Annotated in this window: 14 protein-coding genes; 3 read left to right on the forward strand and 11 right to left on the reverse strand. The window is 68.4% G+C overall.

Annotated features, from left to right (window positions below):
* Window positions 1–2 precede the first annotated feature (2 nt).
* Genes eccA through K6L26_RS00910 form a run of 5 tightly spaced genes read right to left on the reverse strand, consistent with a single transcriptional unit; the run spans window position 3 to window position 5,074 of the window.
* Window positions 3–1,727, reverse strand: coding sequence for a type VII secretion AAA-ATPase EccA (eccA, locus tag K6L26_RS00890; RefSeq protein ID WP_065062992.1), 1,725 nt, complete (start codon window positions 1,725–1,727; stop codon window positions 3–5).
* Complete coding sequence (locus tag K6L26_RS00895; protein WP_065062982.1) at window positions 1,720–2,277, reverse strand: secretion protein EspD; 558 nt, start codon at window positions 2,275–2,277, stop codon at window positions 1,720–1,722. Before K6L26_RS00895 ends, eccA begins: the two co-directional genes overlap by 8 nt.
* A gap of 14 nt (window positions 2,278–2,291) precedes the next feature.
* On the reverse strand, window positions 2,292–3,140 hold the full coding sequence (locus K6L26_RS00900) for an ESX secretion-associated protein EspG (RefSeq protein ID WP_019344789.1): 849 nt from the start codon (window positions 3,138–3,140) through the stop codon (window positions 2,292–2,294).
* 12 nt (window positions 3,141–3,152) lie between these two features.
* Window positions 3,153–3,464 carry an ESX-1 secretion-associated protein gene (locus tag K6L26_RS00905; protein ID WP_036390670.1) on the reverse strand — a complete coding sequence of 104 codons (312 nt, stop codon included), beginning with the start codon at window positions 3,462–3,464 and terminating at the stop codon, window positions 3,153–3,155.
* Between the two features lie 32 nt (window positions 3,465–3,496).
* Window positions 3,497–5,074 carry an EspA/EspE family type VII secretion system effector gene (locus tag K6L26_RS00910; protein ID WP_065062984.1) on the reverse strand — a complete coding sequence of 526 codons (1,578 nt, stop codon included), beginning with the start codon at window positions 5,072–5,074 and terminating at the stop codon, window positions 3,497–3,499.
* A gap of 391 nt (window positions 5,075–5,465) precedes the next feature.
* On the opposite strand from K6L26_RS00910, the gene K6L26_RS00915 reads away from it, so the two are divergent.
* Window positions 5,466–6,965 carry a MinD/ParA family ATP-binding protein gene (locus K6L26_RS00915; RefSeq protein ID WP_221852443.1) on the forward strand — a complete coding sequence of 500 codons (1,500 nt, stop codon included), beginning with the start codon at window positions 5,466–5,468 and terminating at the stop codon, window positions 6,963–6,965.
* 13 nt (window positions 6,966–6,978) lie between these two features.
* On the opposite strand, the gene K6L26_RS00920 is transcribed toward K6L26_RS00915, so the two are convergent.
* Window positions 6,979–7,761, reverse strand: a complete 783-nt coding sequence (locus tag K6L26_RS00920) for a helix-turn-helix domain-containing protein (protein WP_019344793.1) — start codon at window positions 7,759–7,761, stop codon at window positions 6,979–6,981.
* A 386-nt stretch (window positions 7,762–8,147) separates the two neighbouring features.
* Here K6L26_RS00920 and K6L26_RS00925 point away from each other — a divergent pair, with 386 nt between their 5' ends.
* A complete protein-coding gene (locus tag K6L26_RS00925; RefSeq protein ID WP_019344794.1) occupies window positions 8,148–8,441 on the forward strand; it encodes a WhiB family transcriptional regulator in 294 nt (97 codons plus the stop codon).
* Between the two features lie 234 nt (window positions 8,442–8,675).
* Here the strand turns inward: K6L26_RS00925 and K6L26_RS00930 are convergent, their stop codons facing one another.
* Window positions 8,676–8,942: a DivIVA domain-containing protein gene (locus K6L26_RS00930; protein WP_019344795.1), complete on the reverse strand. Its 267-nt coding sequence runs from the start codon at window positions 8,940–8,942 to the stop codon at window positions 8,676–8,678.
* 45 nt (window positions 8,943–8,987) lie between these two features.
* Here K6L26_RS00930 and K6L26_RS00935 point away from each other — a divergent pair, with 45 nt between their 5' ends.
* Complete coding sequence (locus tag K6L26_RS00935; RefSeq protein WP_065063411.1) at window positions 8,988–9,956, forward strand: pirin family protein; 969 nt, start codon at window positions 8,988–8,990, stop codon at window positions 9,954–9,956.
* On the opposite strand, the gene K6L26_RS00940 is transcribed toward K6L26_RS00935, so the two are convergent.
* From K6L26_RS00940 to K6L26_RS00955, 4 genes are read right to left on the reverse strand one after another with little or no spacing between them, the layout of a single operon-like run.
* Entirely contained in the window at window positions 9,953–10,456 is a 504-nt protein-coding gene (locus K6L26_RS00940) for a pyridoxamine 5'-phosphate oxidase family protein (protein WP_019344797.1), read from the reverse strand. The two genes, K6L26_RS00935 and K6L26_RS00940, sit on opposite strands and share 4 nt — an antisense overlap.
* A gap of 41 nt (window positions 10,457–10,497) precedes the next feature.
* Window positions 10,498–11,655 (reverse strand): hypothetical protein, encoded by a 1,158-nt coding sequence (locus K6L26_RS00945; protein WP_065063413.1) that lies wholly within the window; start codon window positions 11,653–11,655, stop codon window positions 10,498–10,500.
* Window position 11,656: 1 nt separating this feature from the next.
* Window positions 11,657–14,116 carry a GAP1-N2 domain-containing protein gene (locus tag K6L26_RS00950; protein WP_065063415.1) on the reverse strand — a complete coding sequence of 820 codons (2,460 nt, stop codon included), beginning with the start codon at window positions 14,114–14,116 and terminating at the stop codon, window positions 11,657–11,659.
* Window positions 14,113–16,044, reverse strand: coding sequence for a SaeA-related protein (locus K6L26_RS00955; RefSeq protein WP_065063438.1), 1,932 nt, complete (start codon window positions 16,042–16,044; stop codon window positions 14,113–14,115). Before K6L26_RS00955 ends, K6L26_RS00950 begins: the two co-directional genes overlap by 4 nt.
* Window positions 16,045–16,066 lie beyond the last annotated feature (22 nt).

Consider the following 16,066-nt stretch of genomic DNA (forward strand, 5'->3'; position numbering starts at 1 on the left):
CGCTACGCGCCGATGTTCAGGCGGCTGTGAACCGCCGCGATCGCCGCTGCCATGTCTTCTCCGTTGACCTCACTGAGTTGCTCGACACCCAAGTTCTCGAAGTCCAGCGACCGGGCCAGCCGCATGTCTCGATTCTGCTCACCGGCCTCCACCAGCTGCCGGGCGTAGCGCCCGTTACCGGCGATGTCCAGCGCGGGCTTGCCGTTGAGGGTGCGCTGACTCAGCAGGCTCGCCGCCTCGTGCACCCGCTTGGCCGCCTCGTCATCGAGCTGTGAATCATTGGCCTTGGCAATGACTTTCGTGATCTCCACGATGTCATCGGGCGAGTACGAGTCGAACTCGATGCGCGTGGCGAACCGCGACCGCAGGCCGTCGTTGGTCTCCAGCAGGCGATCGATGTCGTTGCTGTAGCCGGCGATGATCACCACCAGCCGGTCGCGGTCGTTCTCCATCCGGGCCAGCAGGGTGTCCAGCGCCTCGGTGCCGAACGGGTCGGCGCGGCCGTCGCGTTCCTGCACCAGGGTGTAGGCCTCGTCGATGAACAGCACGCCGCCGAGCGCCCGATCGATCGTCTTGGCCGTCTTCACCGCCGACTGACCTTCGTACTCCGCGACGAAATCCTTGCGCGAGGTCTCGATCAGCTTCGGCTCGGCGATGACACCGAGGCCGGCCAGGATGTTGGCCACCACGCGCGCGATCGTCGTCTTACCGGTACCGGGGGGACCCGCGAAGATCATGTGCTTGGAGGTCTGGGCCACCTTCATGCCGCGCGCGGCTCGGATCCGGGCCATCTGGGTCGCGGCGCGATACGCCTCGATCTGTTCCTTGACCCGGCCCAGGCCGATCTGCCGGTCGAGCTCGGCCTGCGCCTCGGCCAGCAGCTTGTCCCGTCCCGAGGTGTCGGCCACCACGCTGGAGGGATCCCACGGGTCGGTGCGGGCAGCGATCTTCTCGGGGGTTGTGGTCTCCAGCCGGTAGGCCGGATCGCGCAGTGCCGCAGTGACTTTGGGCTCAGGGAAGTTTGCTTGCAGCCATTCCAGCAGGACCTGGGCCGATTCCTCGTTGCCCTGGTAGCGACGGGCCATCGCGAGATACCAGGCGATGGCGCGCGAACAAGCCGCCCCCGCCGGCGTTCCGTCCGCAGCGGTGAGGCGCCGATCCGCCTCGGTGAACAGTCCGAGGCAGGCCGCCGCCACACCGTGGGCCACCCCAGCCGCCGAGGCCAGGAAGTTGTCCGGCCACTGCTCGGCGCCGCGCACCTGGTCGATCACGTCTGTCCAGCGCTCGGCCGCACCGTAGATCACGGCTTTGACCCAGGCCACCAGATGATCGGACCCAGCGGCCGGCGCGTCCTCCAACGCCTCCATCGCGTCGGCGAAGTTGCCCTCCGAGGCCTCCTGCACCGCGAAACCCAGGGTGATCGCCAGCGGAGAGTTGATCGGGTAGGAGATGTCCTTGCCGTAGATGCCGCCGATCGGGATCCGGGCGCCGACACTGTTCATCGAGATCTCGGCGGTGCCGGCCAGCTGGCCGAAGTTCGAGCGCGAGTACCAGGCCCGGAACAGCGTCACCCGGTCGGTGTCACCACAGCGGATCCGGCCCACCCACGCGTCGCACGCGGACTCGTCGTAATTGGTGATCTCGGTGAATATTTCGAGGGCACGAGCCGGGGAACTGCTCAGCATCCCGACTGCCGAGCCGAACATCCCAGCGAGGTGGTCAACCATGATCGCCTCCATAGCGAGTCGAAAAGACCTGGGCCCGAGCATCATCGGCTTGCTCCGGGGTGAGCAGATCCAGGTCACGGGTCAGAAAGTCGCGGGTCGCCGCGTCGTCGTGCCCATGTTCGCGCATACCTGCGAGCATGAACGAGTACTGCGCGGATTTGGCCTGTTGAGCGGCCAGGCCCGCGATCACGAGAATCTCCTCGGCGAGATCCCGTTCGGTCAGGTTGGTGACTTTGGGTGCCAATTCGATCTGGTGCACCCGACCGTCCATGAATGCCGTCACCGTGACGGTTTCAGGCGGGTTGGTGACGGTGAACAACGGCACCGCAAGGTTTTCGTCCTCCTCGAGAGCACCGTCGGACCGCTCACCCTCGCCGGTCTCCGTGTCATCTGCTGCGGGGTCACTGAATACGACACCGCCGTCGTCGTACGTGCCGAACGCATCCAGAGCCGCCGCGTCCGAGTTGTCGTCCGGAGACGCGAAGTCCAGCGCCGAAAGATCGTGATAGTCGTCATCGTCGTCCGGATGATGTGGCGGAAAGTCACCCACCGTTGCGGCCTCTTTCAGTGCAGGTAGGAGCTATCCGGTTCGGACTTGTCGAACCACGAACCCGAGGGCAGGAATTCGATCAGCGCTTCCAGGGCCCGCTGCAGATTGTCTCTGGTCCCGGTCAGGAAGCTGCCGTAGAGCTCCCCGTTCACCTTGCGCGGGATGGACACGATGCGTCCCTGCTTGGAATCGAGCACTCCTGCGGCCACGTCGACCTGAGAGGTGGTGCCACCCGGGTTTCGCTCGGAAACCACGAGCTCCACCCAGCTCTCCGGCTCGGAGATGATGTTGGCGTACACCCGGGCCGACGTCGGCGGAATGCCGTAGCCGGTCAGCTCGTCGGCCGTCCTGCAGTTGGCCAGGGTCGCCGCGACCCCGGTCAACGGTTCGACATTGGCCGGCATGCCTTCGCCGAGCACGGTCATCACCATGCCCGCCAGACCCACCTGTGCGGCCACCCGCTGCAGCACCAGCATGTCGTTGTCGCGCGCGGCGACCACATGCCGACCACCCTTGCGGCACACCACGAAGCGGATCATCTTCCCGCCCGCGTCGCGACGCCACCAGCGCCCCTCCAACGTGCGTTCGGGCCGGCTCAAGGTGTCCAGCATGGCGGCCACCTCCGGGTGAGGATTGCCGAAAACGTCCAGCACCCCCTGGGCCATCAGATCGCGCTCGACCTGCTCCCACACGACTTTGCGTAGGTCGGGTTGCGGAATGTTCAGCCGGATTCCCATCGAAGGCGGGAAATCCGCCAGTCCCAGCTTGTCGGCGACCACCAGGATTCCGTCGATGGTCAATTCGGCTCCGACGACGTCGTCGATGGCCGCGGTGTTCGCGTCAGCGCTGAACGAATTGGTCATCAGTGCGCTCTCCTACCGAACGGTTCCGTGGAGGGCGCCGGCCATCGTCGAATCCGTCCGGTCATAGCCGCCCGCTGCGCGAGTGAGCTTCTCCCCGAGGTCCCGCGACACCCTGGCCATACCGGTGCCCGCAGCTCGACGCGCCCGCAGCGCGGCCGCGACGGCCTCCGCCGTCGACGACGAAATAGGCCCGTGCGTGACACGCACCGAGGCATCGACACCGTCGACGACCCCGGTGGCCGCAACCAGACCGGTAGCCGCCTGTCCTTGCTTGGCCGATAGCTCGTGCAAATGAGCGGTGGCAACCCGCAAATCACCCGCCATGAAAATTCCCCTCGATCCCTGTCCCCGGATTCTTACCTGTCGATCACGGCCGCAGATCCGGGTACACCGCGATCTAATGTAGCCGCCGCTGCCATGTGCAGCTGGCCCTGCTCGAAATCCGCCCCGACATGCACCGGAGCCTGGCCCGCGACGCCGCTGCCGGCGGCCATCGCCTCGAGGTCCGGCGGCAGAGTCTTGGCGGCCCCGTCATCGGCGCCCGCGCTCAGCGGATCAGCCGGTTCACCGGCAGAATCTGCCCCCACCGGGCCGTCGGGCTGATCCTTTTCTTCCTTCTCCGGCTCGCCGGCCTTGCCCTCGCCGTCCTTCTCGTCCTCACCGTCTTCGTCATCGTCGTTGTCTCGGCCGTCCTGGTCGTCGCGATCATCGGGGCCGTCGGCAGTGGTGCCGGCAATGTCCGACGCCTTGTCGAGCTCGGCCGCACCGGAACCCGGGCCGCCCATCTGCCCGGCCGCCTGACTGCCCATCTGCGCCGCCTGCGTCCCGGCCTGCGCCCCCTGGGTCACCGCCTGGCCGGCGGCCTGCAGCACGCCGCCCAGGATTCCGCCGAGTGGGCTCACCAACGACCCCAGAAGTGAGCCGAGCGCACCTGCGGCCTCGGACGCCGCAGCTGACGAAGGCGACGCCGTGGCGGCCGGCGTGGTCGACGGCATGGAAGGAGCCGAGACCGGCGACGGGGAGCCCGCAGGTGCACCGCCACCACCTGACAGCCCACCCCCACCGGACGGAGCGCCGCCGCCCGGGAATCCCGCCGCGACGACCGCCGGGCCTGCCTGCGGATCTGCCTCTGGGTCGGACACCTGCGGGTCGTCGGCCAGCGGCGCGAAGTCCGCGCAGATCGGGGCCGCACCGCCGGCCAGGGTTTCGTATTGCGCTGCCGCGGTGTGCAATACGGCTGCGTTCTGGTCAATGTGGCCACGCAGGGTCTTGAGGTCGCCGCTGGAATCGCTGACTGCCTTGGCGACCATCGCGACCTCGGCTGACATCTGGGCGGCCGTCCCGAACCCTGGAATGATGCCCGCGCTCGTGGTGAGCAGGCTCATCGCGCCCAGCCAGTCGGAGTGGCCGTCGAGACTGTCACGGGTAGCCGCGATCTGATCGGCTTCGGCCGCAAGCACCCCGGCCACCATGTTGTCGAGCCCGAGCATGGTCTGGACCCGGCCGACCTGCTCGGTGTTGCGGCCCGCGTAGGCGCTGGCGCCGCCGCTGTTCCAGCTGTCGTCCGGGAACGCCGACACGAGCACCTGCCCGACCGCGCCCATCTGATCTGCCCCGTCACCGAAGCGCCGGCCGTTGTCCGGATCGCCGACTCCGGTGCTGCGTTTCATCGACTCGATGGTCTGCTGACCGGCGATCAGGACAGGCGACCGGGCGGCCCTGATGAGCCGCTGGCCGATGCGGGAGGCGACAAAACCGGCGGCCTTCTGGCTGAGGCCGGCGATCTGGCCGCCGAACCTGCCGACCTGCTCGAGTTCGGCGCCCACGGTGTTGCGGGCGATGAACTCTCCGACCTTGGCGGCGCGCTCGCTCCACTTGACGTTGTTCTCGATCACGCCTTTGCCGAAATCGGCAATGTCGCCCAGCAGTCCCATGCCCCGTATCCCCTTCGCCCGAACAGAGATTACCAGCGCATCTGACCCGGTCAGCGCACCAATTTCGACGCTCACAGCCATCCGGACCGACCCCGCGCGCAGGCCCTACGACCTCCGTTTATTGCAGTTGAGACGTCGTTTCACCGGATGGCCCGGACGCGCGGCAGGCAATCCGACGCAGACCGCCCGATCTGGCGCCTGCGGAGCCCTGGAGCGCCGCCGCCGGCACACATTCGGCCGCGGGATCAGGGTCCGCGGACGTTTGCCGCACAAATTTGCTGCACCGTAATTTCGAGCCGATTGTGGGCGGATCATGCAAGCCGGACGCGTTGTGGTCGATACTTGAGCACGTTCAAAGTTCCCGTGTGTGAGTTCCGGAGGAGATTCAGGCGTGCCCGACCCCGACGACACCTTGCGTAGAGAGCTCGGCTGGACGGGTCCGGAGGAATCCGATTTCGAGCCGGACACCCGGCCCACGCGACGCAAGCCGCCGGCTCCGCCGTCGATACCCGGGCGCCCGCCGGTCAACTTCGTGCCGTCGAAACCGCCGGAGAAAACGAGCGATCCCGACGATCCCGGCGCCACGCAAGGCGTGCCGACCGACCCGGACGCCGAGCGGGCGCGCAGCACCTTCCGGGAGGCACCCCCGGCGCCGCCTACCCCGCCGCAACAGCAGCCGCCGCCACCGCCCCCACCTCTGCCGGCGCCGCCACACGATGGCCACCCTGCTCCCCCGCACCAGCCTCCGCCCGCCCCGGGGCATCCGGAAAATCGGCCCGACGCATGGGAGCACCATCCCCCGGGCTGGCAGCTCCCGTCTCAGCGACCGCCCGGGCCCGGGGGCCCGCCGCCGCAGCACCCCTACGGCCCCCCGCCTGGCCAACCCTGGCCTGCCGAAGGCGGATTCGCACCGGACCCGAACGCCTCGCCGGGTGTGCCGCCACTGCCGACTGGTTCCTACGCCGACCGCATCCGGGTCAATGAACTGCTGCCACCGAAGCGTCAGCCACCGGCCAGCGGCTGGCGACTGTTCGTGTACCGCGCCACATTCGGGTTGATCAACCCCGGTCCTTCACCGGAGGACCTGCGTCAGGCCGAACTCGAAGCCAAGATCAAAGGTGCCCTGCGCGGCCATTACAAAGTCGGGGTGATGGGCAAGGGCGGCGTCGGAAAAACCACCGTCTCGGCCAGCGTCGGCTCGATCTTCGCCCAATTGCGTCAAGACGACCGGGTGGTGGCCATCGACGCCGACACGTCCTTCGGCAAGCTGGGCAGCCGCGTCGATCCGCAGGCACAGAGCTCGTACTGGGAACTGGCCAACGACAAGCACCTGGACTCGTTCGCCGACGTGCGCAGCCGCGTCGGCAACAACGCCGCAGGCCTGTTCGTCCTGGCCGGCGAGGGGACCCCGGCTCGCCGCCGGGTGCTCGACGCGGCCATCTACCGCGAGGCCACCACCCGACTCGACAAGCACTTCTCGATCTCGGTGGTGGACTGCAGTTCCACCATGGATTCGCCGGTCACCCAGGAGGTGCTGCGCGATCTCGACGGCTTGATCGTGGTGTCCTCACCGTGGGTCGACGGCGCCGCCACCGCCGGCCAGACGCTGGACTGGCTGGCCGCCCACGAGATGACGGGCCTTCTGCAGCGGACGGTCGTGGTGCTCAACGACTCCGACGGCCATGCCGACAAGCGCACGCGCTCCATCCTGGCCGGTCAGTTCTCGGGCCAGGGGCAGCGGGTGATCGAGGTGCCTTACGACGGGCACCTGCGGCCCGGCGGTGTGGTGGATCCGCGCGAGATGTCGACCGCGACCCGACGCAAGTTCCTCGAGATCGCCGCCGCCCTGGCCGAGCATTTCCCGACCCAGGACGACCGCCGGGACAACTAGCCGGGATCTCGGGTCAGCGCATCGCGCTGATCAGCGCCTCCAGCGCGTGCACCGCGGGGGCGTCCACGGGGTACTCGGCCTCGGCACGGGCCACAGTGTCCTCGGAAACGCCTGCCGCCGTTGCGGTCTCACTGAGCGTCAGGTTGGCCTGGCGACGCGCGGCATACAGGCGCTGCCCGAGGGTGGCGCCGGGCGCGGTGGCGGCGAGGGTGGTCAGCTCGTCGATCTGCCGCCGAACCGCGCTGAGCGCCTTGATCAAAGCGGGGGTGACCATGCTGAGCCGCGCGGCACGCGCGGCCACCGCCTCGAGCTGACGAAGGTCGGCGAGTACGGACGTGACCCGGGGCGTGAACTCGGGTTCTCCGACTGCGGGCAGCGTGGCGATCGTCGTCTCCAGCGTGTTCACCGCTGTCAGGACCGCCTGCGCGATCAGCGGTACCTCGTCACTGGCAGGTGGGGTGGTGGTCAGCGCCGGTTGCGCGGTGACCACAGTCGGTGGTTCGACGGGTGTGGGGGCAGGCATCGCCGGATCCGGAACCGGGCCGCCCTGGCGCAGCCGGGCGATGGTGCCAGGCGGCCAGCGCAAAACCTCTTCGAGCTTGAGCCGGGTGCGCTCACGGGGCCAGCTGCGACCCTTCTCGAACGCGATGAGGGCGCCGGCGTTGATGATCCCGTCCGCGGCGAGACTGCGTTGGCTGATGTCGAGTTCGCGGCGCCTGGCCGCGGCTGCAGCACCAGCGCGAATGAGTCCGACATCGAACTCGCCGGTGGCGAGGTCGTACTCAGCGTCGGTCATACGGGGCTGTTTCCTCGCCAATGTGCTCAGCCTCAGCCGATGTGCTGAAGCGGTTGCCGGGACGTCCTAATCCTAACCCCAGACTGAAGCACCGCTACGCATTAGGTTTTTCGCTTCTGTAGCAAACAACTCCGACGCTACGGCTTGTGCGCTACACAAACCGCACTCTTGCTACGGGTACACCGAGGTACCCGTGGGCGTTCTGACGTGCGGTTTTAGATGCAAGGACACTTTCTGCTGGTGATTCCACATCGTTAACAATGCAAATTTCCGTAGCGTTGCACCGCTGCAGTTTGGGCCAAACTGTTGCATCGCTACGGTTCGTGCTATAGCGTTCCTCCCAACGCGGGACACACCGCAACAAAAGTCCTAACAGGAGCAGCAGCATGAACGCACTGATGGCCAACGGCATCCCGCTCGGCGTGTGCACCAGTGACCCGGAGCGGTGGACCTCCACCCCCGACGATCAGGCGAAGGTCATCTGCCGGGAATGCCCGCGGCGCTGGCTGTGTGCCCGCGAGGCCTGCGAACTTCCCCGCGCCGAGGGGCTGTGGGCCGGCATCATGGTTCCCGAGGCGGGCCGCGGCCGGACCTTCGCGCTCAAACAGCTCCGCTCGCTGGCCGAGCGCAACGGTTACCCGGTGCGCAAGCTCGGCCTGGTCTTTCCCGAAGCCGCCTGAGCCCGAACCGGCGCAACACACCAGTACTTTTTGTCTGGCCCTTGCGCTGCCGATTCGAGGGGACGGCAGGGCAAGGGCAAGTTTCCACTGGGGGAGGAATAGGGGCCCGGGGTTTGTCGTTACACCCGCAGACGGTGTCGGGCATTGCCCCGGGCCCCACACCAGAACCGTCGCTTCGAGCGACCACTCGCCGAGAGGCGCAGTGACGGCACCGTCCCCCAACTTCTCATTCGACTACCGCTCAAGCGTGGCGACCACCGCATCGAGCAGAGCGTCGACGTCGTCCTCGTTATAGCCGCGCTGGAAAAGCGGCGGCTTGGGGAACGCGATGTTTCGGACATCCTCGGCACCGAGATGCCCACGCCCGTCGAGCCGGCGGGCCACCAGCGCGAGAAAATCGTCCACTGACTTCTTGTCATAACCGCGCTTGCCGAGCGGCGGCTTCGAAAATTCGGTGCTGCGAACGTCTTCGGCTGTCAGTCCCCCGGTCATGCGGGCCATGCTAACCGGGTACCGGCTCAGCTGAACGCGGTTACCGTGAGGAACATGAGCAACACCGACACGGCACCCGCCGAAGTCACCTGCGGCAACTCGGAGTTCACCGGGGTGCTGCACCCCCGCGAGGTGCCGCTGGGCGGCCCGCGGGCGATGTTGGTCCGGCGTACCTTGCCGCAGCGCGAGCGGTCCATGATCGGGGCGTGGTGTTTCGCCGACCACTACGGGCCGCACGACGTCCGGGCCGCCGGCCGCGGCATGGACGTGGCGCCCCACCCCCACACCGGTTTGCAAACGGTGAGTTGGCTTTTCGAAGGCCTGATCGAACACCGCGACAGCGCCGGGGTACACGCCATGGTGCGCCCCGGCGAGCTCAACCTGATGACGGCCGGCGCGGGTATCTGCCACTCGGAGGTCTCGACGCCGGAGACCACGCTCTTGCACGGCGTGCAACTGTGGGTGGCCCTGCCTGACTCTGCTCGCGATACCGGGCGCGATTTCGCCCACTACACGCCGCCGCCGCGAACCGTCGACGGTACGACCATCCGGGTGTTCCTCGGTGATCTCGTCGACTCAGCGTCGCCGGTACACACCTTCACGCCATTGTTGGGCGCCCAGATCGACCTGCCGGCGGGAGCCGTGCTGACGCTGGATGTCGACCCGGCCTTCGAGCACGGCGTCCTGTTGGACCAGGGCGCGATCGAGGTGTGCGGGAAAACGCTGGCGGTGGCCGATCTGGCCTACCAGGCGCCGGGCCGCGCGGAGCTGCAGTTGGCCAACCGCGGTGACGGCCCGGCCCGGGCGATCCTGTTGGGCGGCCCACCATTTGCCGAAGAGCTGGTGATGTGGTGGAACTTCGTCGGCCGCAGCCACGACGACATCGTGACCTACCGCGAACTGTGGCAGGCCAACGACGCGCGCTTCGGGGACGTGCACGGCTACCGAGGCCGCATCGCGCGGCTGCCCGCACCGCCGCTGCCCAATGGACGGCTCAAGCCGCGCCCGCGGCCGTCGGGCTAGGCGTTCAGGTACTGGGCCGTGTTGCCGCCGACCGGCATCTCGGGCAATCCGAGCTTGCGGTGGTCCCAGCTGCGCTGCCGGCTGGGCACAACACGCACCGCGATGCGGTTGTTCATCATCTGGTCGACGAACGGGCGCATCTCCTCGGTGTAGGGGCCGGTGTAGCGCTCCCACACACTGATGCCCACCCGCAGCAGGGTTTCGGGATCGTCGACGATCTCGGCGGTGCCGTCGATCGACACTCCGCGCAGGGTGTCGTACGTGTCGCCGTCCTCGATCATCACCGTGATCGTGGGGTCGCGGCGCAGGTTGACCGCCTTCTGCGACTTGGCCTTGGTCTCGAACCAGATCTCCCCGTCGAGCACCGCGTACCACATGGCGACCAGGTGGGGCCGGCCGTCGGGCAGCACCGTGGCCATCGTCGCGGTGCGGCTGCGTTCGATGAACTCGGCGATCTCGTCGTCGCTCATGACGATCTTCGTGCGCTCGTTCTTGCCCACCTGTCACCTCTCTGTTCGGTCAGCCCACCATAGCCACGGGGCTAGAGCACACCGAACTGCGTGGTCACCCAACGCACCGGATCCACGCAGCGGAACGGGGCAATACCCCTGGCGTGCAGGCGGTTTCCGGTAGGCGCGTGGCCGAGGGCCGACACTGCGAAATAGCGGCTGGCCAGCCGCGGGCCCGACGCCGGGTTCTCCACGCCGGCCACGATCGCGCCGCCGTGCAGGCGGACCAGCAGGCTGCGCACCTCTTGGTCGAGAAGCTGACTGTCCACGTCGTCGTATCGCGTGCCGTCGGAGGTGTCGCGCAGGAACGCCGCGCCCCCGTTCGACATGACCAGCGCCCATTCGGAACCCTGCACGTCACGCAACGCCCGCAACACGTCGAATTTGGACAGGATCACCGCGAGCTTGGGCTGGCCCGGGCTGACCGCCGTCAGCAGATTGGCCAACACCGCACGCGGTTCGCCACCGCTGAACGGCTGGGGCGGCAGCAGGTCCTGCAGTTGGTCGCGAATGGCCTTGACCCGCAAGGGGTCGAACATGAAGAACACGGCGTCGGCGTGGCCGAAGAACTGGAAGGGCGGGGCGCGCAGGTCACCGTTCTCCAAGTCCTCGCCTGCCACGTCCCGCAGCACCAGGAAGCGCCGCACCCCGTGCCAGACACCGATCGAGAACACCAGTGGCTCACGCTGATTCGGCGCCTGGGTGTGCACCGTCGGAGTCGGCGGCAACAGCCCTCGCTGTACGTACAGCGGCCCCTCGTAGTTGGTGGCGTAGTTCTGTGCGGTGGCCCGGGTTACCGGTTCCATCAACACACCGAAGCGCTCGCACAGCAGCTCGAGCTGCTTGACCAGCACCGCGATGTACAGACTCTTGCCCGTCGCACGCGCGCCGGCGAGCGCGATACAGATGGCGTGCCCCTCACGGAAACCGTCGGGAAGCGTGAAATGGCAGACCGGGCAGATTTCCACCGCGTGGCCCTGCAGTGCCCGGCTGGCCTCGGACACCGGCGGCGGTGGGCCGTTGTAGCCCGGCGTGCGGGTCCAGGTGTAGAGCGGACCGCAATCGGCAGGCGCCCCCACGTATGCGGAGGCGACGTCGTCGCGGTAGCGGGTGCCGCCGGCCTGGGCCGGCAGCGTCCACAGGTGGTTGTTCGGGCTCAGCGGGGTGAAGCACCGCGGGCATTTGCTCATGTCAGCCCCGGCTCCCCCTCAGTCGCTCCGCCAGCGACGGTTGCTCACCCCGGCGCGCCAGCAGTTTGTTCATCATTTTGCGGTATCCGCGCATCGTCCCCTCAGAGGCATCACCCGACAACTGCGCCATCAACACCACCACGGATTCCGCATCCGCGCCGCCCATGGTGGCAGCCACCTGCCCGGCCAGCACCCCGGCGAGCCGATCCACCGGGTCGAGCACATAGCCGGCCGACTCGGCCGCGGCAGACCGCAGCAGGCTGATCGCCACCACTGTCACCGGGGCCAGCCGGCCACCGTCGACCAACGGCAACACCCGCTCCACCGCCTTTGCGCCGCTGCCGTTTTCGGCAGCCAGGTCGTTGCAGGCCTTCGGGTACGGCTGGCCGGTGAGCACACCCAGCAGCGCGAATGTCAGCAGTCGCACCGAGAAATCCGGGTGCACGGACGCCGGTTCCAGGCCGGCCAGCACGTGATCCCACAGCGGCACGTAGGAGCTCTGGTGCGTGTGCAGATAGCCCTTGTGCAGCCACTCCCGCGGCTCGACGTGGCGTACCGCGGCGCAGGCGACCGCCACGTTGTCACCGTTGTCCTCGATCACCTTGCCGGCCAGCCGGCGCAACGCGACTGAATCGGCCGCCCCCACCAGGGTGCGCAGTGCTGCCATCCTGGGCAACGGCTCGGCCCCGATTGCCAGCAGCAGATCCGACGGATTCCAGACGGACGCGGCAGCCGCCGCGGCGAAGTGCTCGGGCTCCGTGATCCGTAGCCACCACAGCTGTGCGCCGAGATCGCCGGGGAGTTGCGGCCCGCACCGCTGCGACCGCAGCCCACGTAGGGCCGCTCGGGTCCACACCGGATCCCACGGCTGCGCTTCGGCGAGCTCGGCAGGCTCGGGCACGGTGGCCGCCTCGGCCAGCCAGTCCAGTACGTCGTCGTCGACGGTGCTGGGCCCGCCGTCACCGTCACGCAGCAACCACACTCCCAGCGACAGCCGGTCCGCGTCGTCGATCCGCCCACGTACCTGCGGATCGGCCAGTGCCGGTAACACGCTCTCGGTCAGCGCCGCCGAGAGCCGGTCGTCGGCGACCCCGGCCCGCCACAGCAGGTCGATAACGCGTAGCAACCGGTCGGGCCCGTGGGCCCTGCTATCCTCTATGGCCGGCCCGATCGCCTTCCGCAAAGTCGAAGGTGTTGGTTTCCCGTGAAACATCCTCGGGCCCAAGGGAATTGGACCGTTTCGGGTCAACCACGTGTCGTCGGCAATCGCCCGGGCGAAGTAGGTGGCATCCGCGAACGCCGCACCGGCGCCGTCCGGCAACTCGTGCACGGCTCGCCAGGCGTCGCCCGTCGTGGCGCCCACCATCGCCGAGAGCACGTCGGCGATGGTGTGCGCGGCCTCGGAGCCGACCAGCGCGCCGGACGGGGAGTGTGCGGCGATCACCTCATGGGCCTCGACCTGTGCGTCGGCGAACTCCGGATGCCGGGCCACCGCCATCGCCATCGGCCAGGCCGGGTGCAACCCGTCATCGCGCACCTGGGCGGAGAAGGTGTCGATGTCGTCGAGCACCTGCCGCGCCGAGGCCACATCGAGCAGCACCACCTGTGCCATCACCGACCAGCGCGTCACCTCGATGTGATGCCCGCCGGCGGTACGGTGCGGATCACCGCCGAGCTCACCCAGCGACACCGTCTCGGACTCGCTGATCACCACCATGCCCGGCTCGATCGCGGCGACATCCCCGAGCGGCACCGCGGTCAGCACCTGCCCGGTGTGCGGTGCAACCTGCTCGGCACGGTCGAAGGTGGAAAAACTCAAGCCCGCCGCCGTACCCGGGGACATCAGGAAGCTCACCAAACCGATCCACTGCGCCGCCGCATCCGGGGACTGCACCCCCAGCACCACCGGAGGGCCGCCGGCCAGTGCCGCGGCCACCGCGTCCAGCAACGCGAACAGGGTCGCCAGCCGCCAGGTGGCGGTATCCAGCGCGAACGCCACCACGCTGTCTTTCGTCACCGCGGTGCCCACCTCCGGCAACACGCCGGGGAGCACGGCCCGGGCCACCGCGGCAGCCCCGTATGGCTGTAACCAGTGCGGCGACCGCCACCATTGGATGGCCCGGCAACGGGGGTGGGTGTCGGGCGCCCGATCCAGCAGCACGTGGGCGAAGACGTTGCCCGGCCGGCCCGTACTGTCCGATCCGGCGGGGAAGGTGTGCCAGTAACCGGCGCCCTCGGCGAGATGACGGTAGGCAAGCCGGCGGGGCCCCTGCTCCAGCTGTTCGGGCGTGGGGAAGTCAGGTGTCTGACCTACTGGACGGAACACCGTGTGCACCCCGGCGATCAACGTCTGCGTCTCCGCCGGCGTGAGCCCGCCGCTGGTTTCCTTGACCTGCCAGCCGCCGACATTGCCGACGGCATCGAACGACGTATAGGCAAGCTGGCCGTAGCGCGAGGTCATAACACCGTCACGGTGAGCTGCAGGGTCTGCACCGGCGGGTCCAGCAGGGCGATGGTGCGCAGCTTGGCCGGATCAGGGATGTCGAGGAACAGCCGGATCCAGCCGTGCAGGCCGCTGACATTCGCGGCCCACAGTTCACCGCTGCCCGATGAGGTCAACGCCGTCCACCGCAACTGCTTGGACGGCTGGTCCGCCAACTGTCCCTGCGCGTCCAGCGGCGCCACATCGACCGGCTGGCCGTCGTGCACACTCAACGGCATCCGCTGGGGGTTGTTGACCAGGACGAAGGAGGGTGACCCCGGTAGATCGTGTTCGGAACGCACCGCGACGGTGGCCGTGGTGGGGAAACCGTTGGGGTCGCGGCCAATTCGTACCGCATACTGCAGCCGGAGCATGCCGGGGTACTCGATGCTGGCCACCGGACCGGTCACTCGCCGGCCGCCCGAGAACGCCACCGGCGCCAGGTGCAACGAGCATCCGCCCACCGGGAGCGCGCCGGTCAGGTGCATGCCGCCGTACTTCTCGTAGTCCTCGAGCGAGATCTCGAAAGAGCGGCCGGTCAGGCCGGCCCGGGGATCATGCCCCTTGGGTGCCAGGGTCACCACCACACCGGCGGCGCCGTCGGGCCACTCGAACGTCAGCACCTGCTTGTTGCAGTACTCCACGAGTTCGATGTCACGGATCGTGCCGGTGCGCACTGCCGACACCGTCCGGCCCAGCACCGCGTGCCCGGCCAGGATCGTCACCGGCGTGACGTAGGCCCGGCTCCAGCCCCGCGGCCAGGCCACCCCGGCCATCAGTGTCCGGTGGCTGCCGTCGGGTTGCGGTTGATCGGTCACCGGCTGGTGCAGCCGCAGATCCGGGGTCAGCCCGACCTGATCGAGCGCCTTCTCGGGCAGCTCCGTGGCGACCCCGCCGGCGCTCGGACCGGTCTGGCTGAGGTAGATCGCAACATCGGCTCCCGGCGCCGCCCACGACACGTCGAACGTCTCGCCGTCGAATCCGGTATCGACCGTGATGTCGGTGACCGCGGCCAGCACCGCGGACACCTCGACGTCGGAGTCGACAGGCTCCGAAAGCCGCACGTTTCCGTCGAGGTCGACGGCGCAGCGCACCCGGTAGCGGTACCGCTTTCCCCGGGCCACCCCAGAGTCGACGAAGCCGGTCCGGTGCTCGCCATCGGCCAGGATGCGATACCGCGACTCGTCGATCCCGGTCTCCTCGGCCTCCTCGACCGGGATGCGGTACACGTACACCGAGCTCGTCGTCGCAGGCGCCTTCCACTGCCCGACCACCAGGCCGTTGTCTTCCCGAACCGCCACGTCACCGACCGGGGGCACCAGTACTCCACTGGCATACAGCACCGGACGAGTGCTCAGGGCGTCGGATCGGGAGGCCCCGGTGATCACCCACACCTGGTAGTAGCGCACCGGGCCGGTCAACGGCCGGTCGTCACTGGCAGCCGACAACGGTGTGGCCGCGACCAGGTCGGCGTTCTCCGGGGACTTGGGTTCCCGGTCATCGCCGCTGACGACCCGGTACAGCACCACTCCCCCGTTGGCCTGGTAGTCCGGCCAGCTGAGATCTACGACGCCGGGGCGGGACGCGTCGTGGCGGAAGGCGATCGTGTGCACGTCGCCGGCCGCGGGTACCCCGGGCTGCTCGGGCGTCTGGGCCGGGGTCCCGGAATCCAGCTCGGCGAGCAGCCTGGCCATCTCGTCGGCGTGTTGGGCGACCGAGCCTGGCAGCATCTCCCGGATCTGCTCGACGTCGGTGCGCCCGGACCGGAGCACGAGCCGCAGATGCGCCTCTTTGAAACTGCGCGCCGCAACCGCGCCCGAGTCGACCAGTTGCTGACGCCAGGCCAGCAATGGTGCCAGCCGGGGATCCGCGTCGTCGGGATCGTCGACGGGATACAGATCGGGCATCAGAACACCAAATCCCCGCCGG

Origin of the sequence: Mycobacterium farcinogenes (assembly GCF_019739075.1) — a bacterium.
GTDB classification, from domain to species: Bacteria; Actinomycetota; Actinomycetes; order Mycobacteriales; family Mycobacteriaceae; genus Mycobacterium; species Mycobacterium senegalense.

Coding starts and splice junctions, on each gene's coding strand:
- eccA (WP_065062992.1), bottom strand. CDS start 1,727: ATGGTTGACCACCTCGCTGGGATGTTCGGCTCGGCAGTCGGGATGCTG.
- K6L26_RS00900 (WP_019344789.1), bottom strand. CDS start 3,140: ATGACCAATTCGTTCAGCGCTGACGCGAACACCGCGGCCATCGACGAC.
- K6L26_RS00905 (WP_036390670.1), bottom strand. CDS start 3,464: ATGGCGGGTGATTTGCGGGTTGCCACCGCTCATTTGCACGAGCTATCG.
- K6L26_RS00910 (WP_065062984.1), bottom strand. CDS start 5,074: ATGGGACTGCTGGGCGACATTGCCGATTTCGGCAAAGGCGTGATCGAG.
- K6L26_RS00920 (WP_019344793.1), bottom strand. CDS start 7,761: ATGACCGACGCTGAGTACGACCTCGCCACCGGCGAGTTCGATGTCGGA.
- K6L26_RS00925 (WP_019344794.1), top strand. CDS start 8,148: ATGAACGCACTGATGGCCAACGGCATCCCGCTCGGCGTGTGCACCAGT.
- K6L26_RS00930 (WP_019344795.1), bottom strand. CDS start 8,942: ATGGCCCGCATGACCGGGGGACTGACAGCCGAAGACGTTCGCAGCACC.
- K6L26_RS00935 (WP_065063411.1), top strand. CDS start 8,988: ATGAGCAACACCGACACGGCACCCGCCGAAGTCACCTGCGGCAACTCG.
- K6L26_RS00945 (WP_065063413.1), bottom strand. CDS start 11,655: ATGAGCAAATGCCCGCGGTGCTTCACCCCGCTGAGCCCGAACAACCAC.
- K6L26_RS00950 (WP_065063415.1), bottom strand. CDS start 14,116: ATGACCTCGCGCTACGGCCAGCTTGCCTATACGTCGTTCGATGCCGTC.
- K6L26_RS00955 (WP_065063438.1), bottom strand. CDS start 16,044: ATGCCCGATCTGTATCCCGTCGACGATCCCGACGACGCGGATCCCCGG.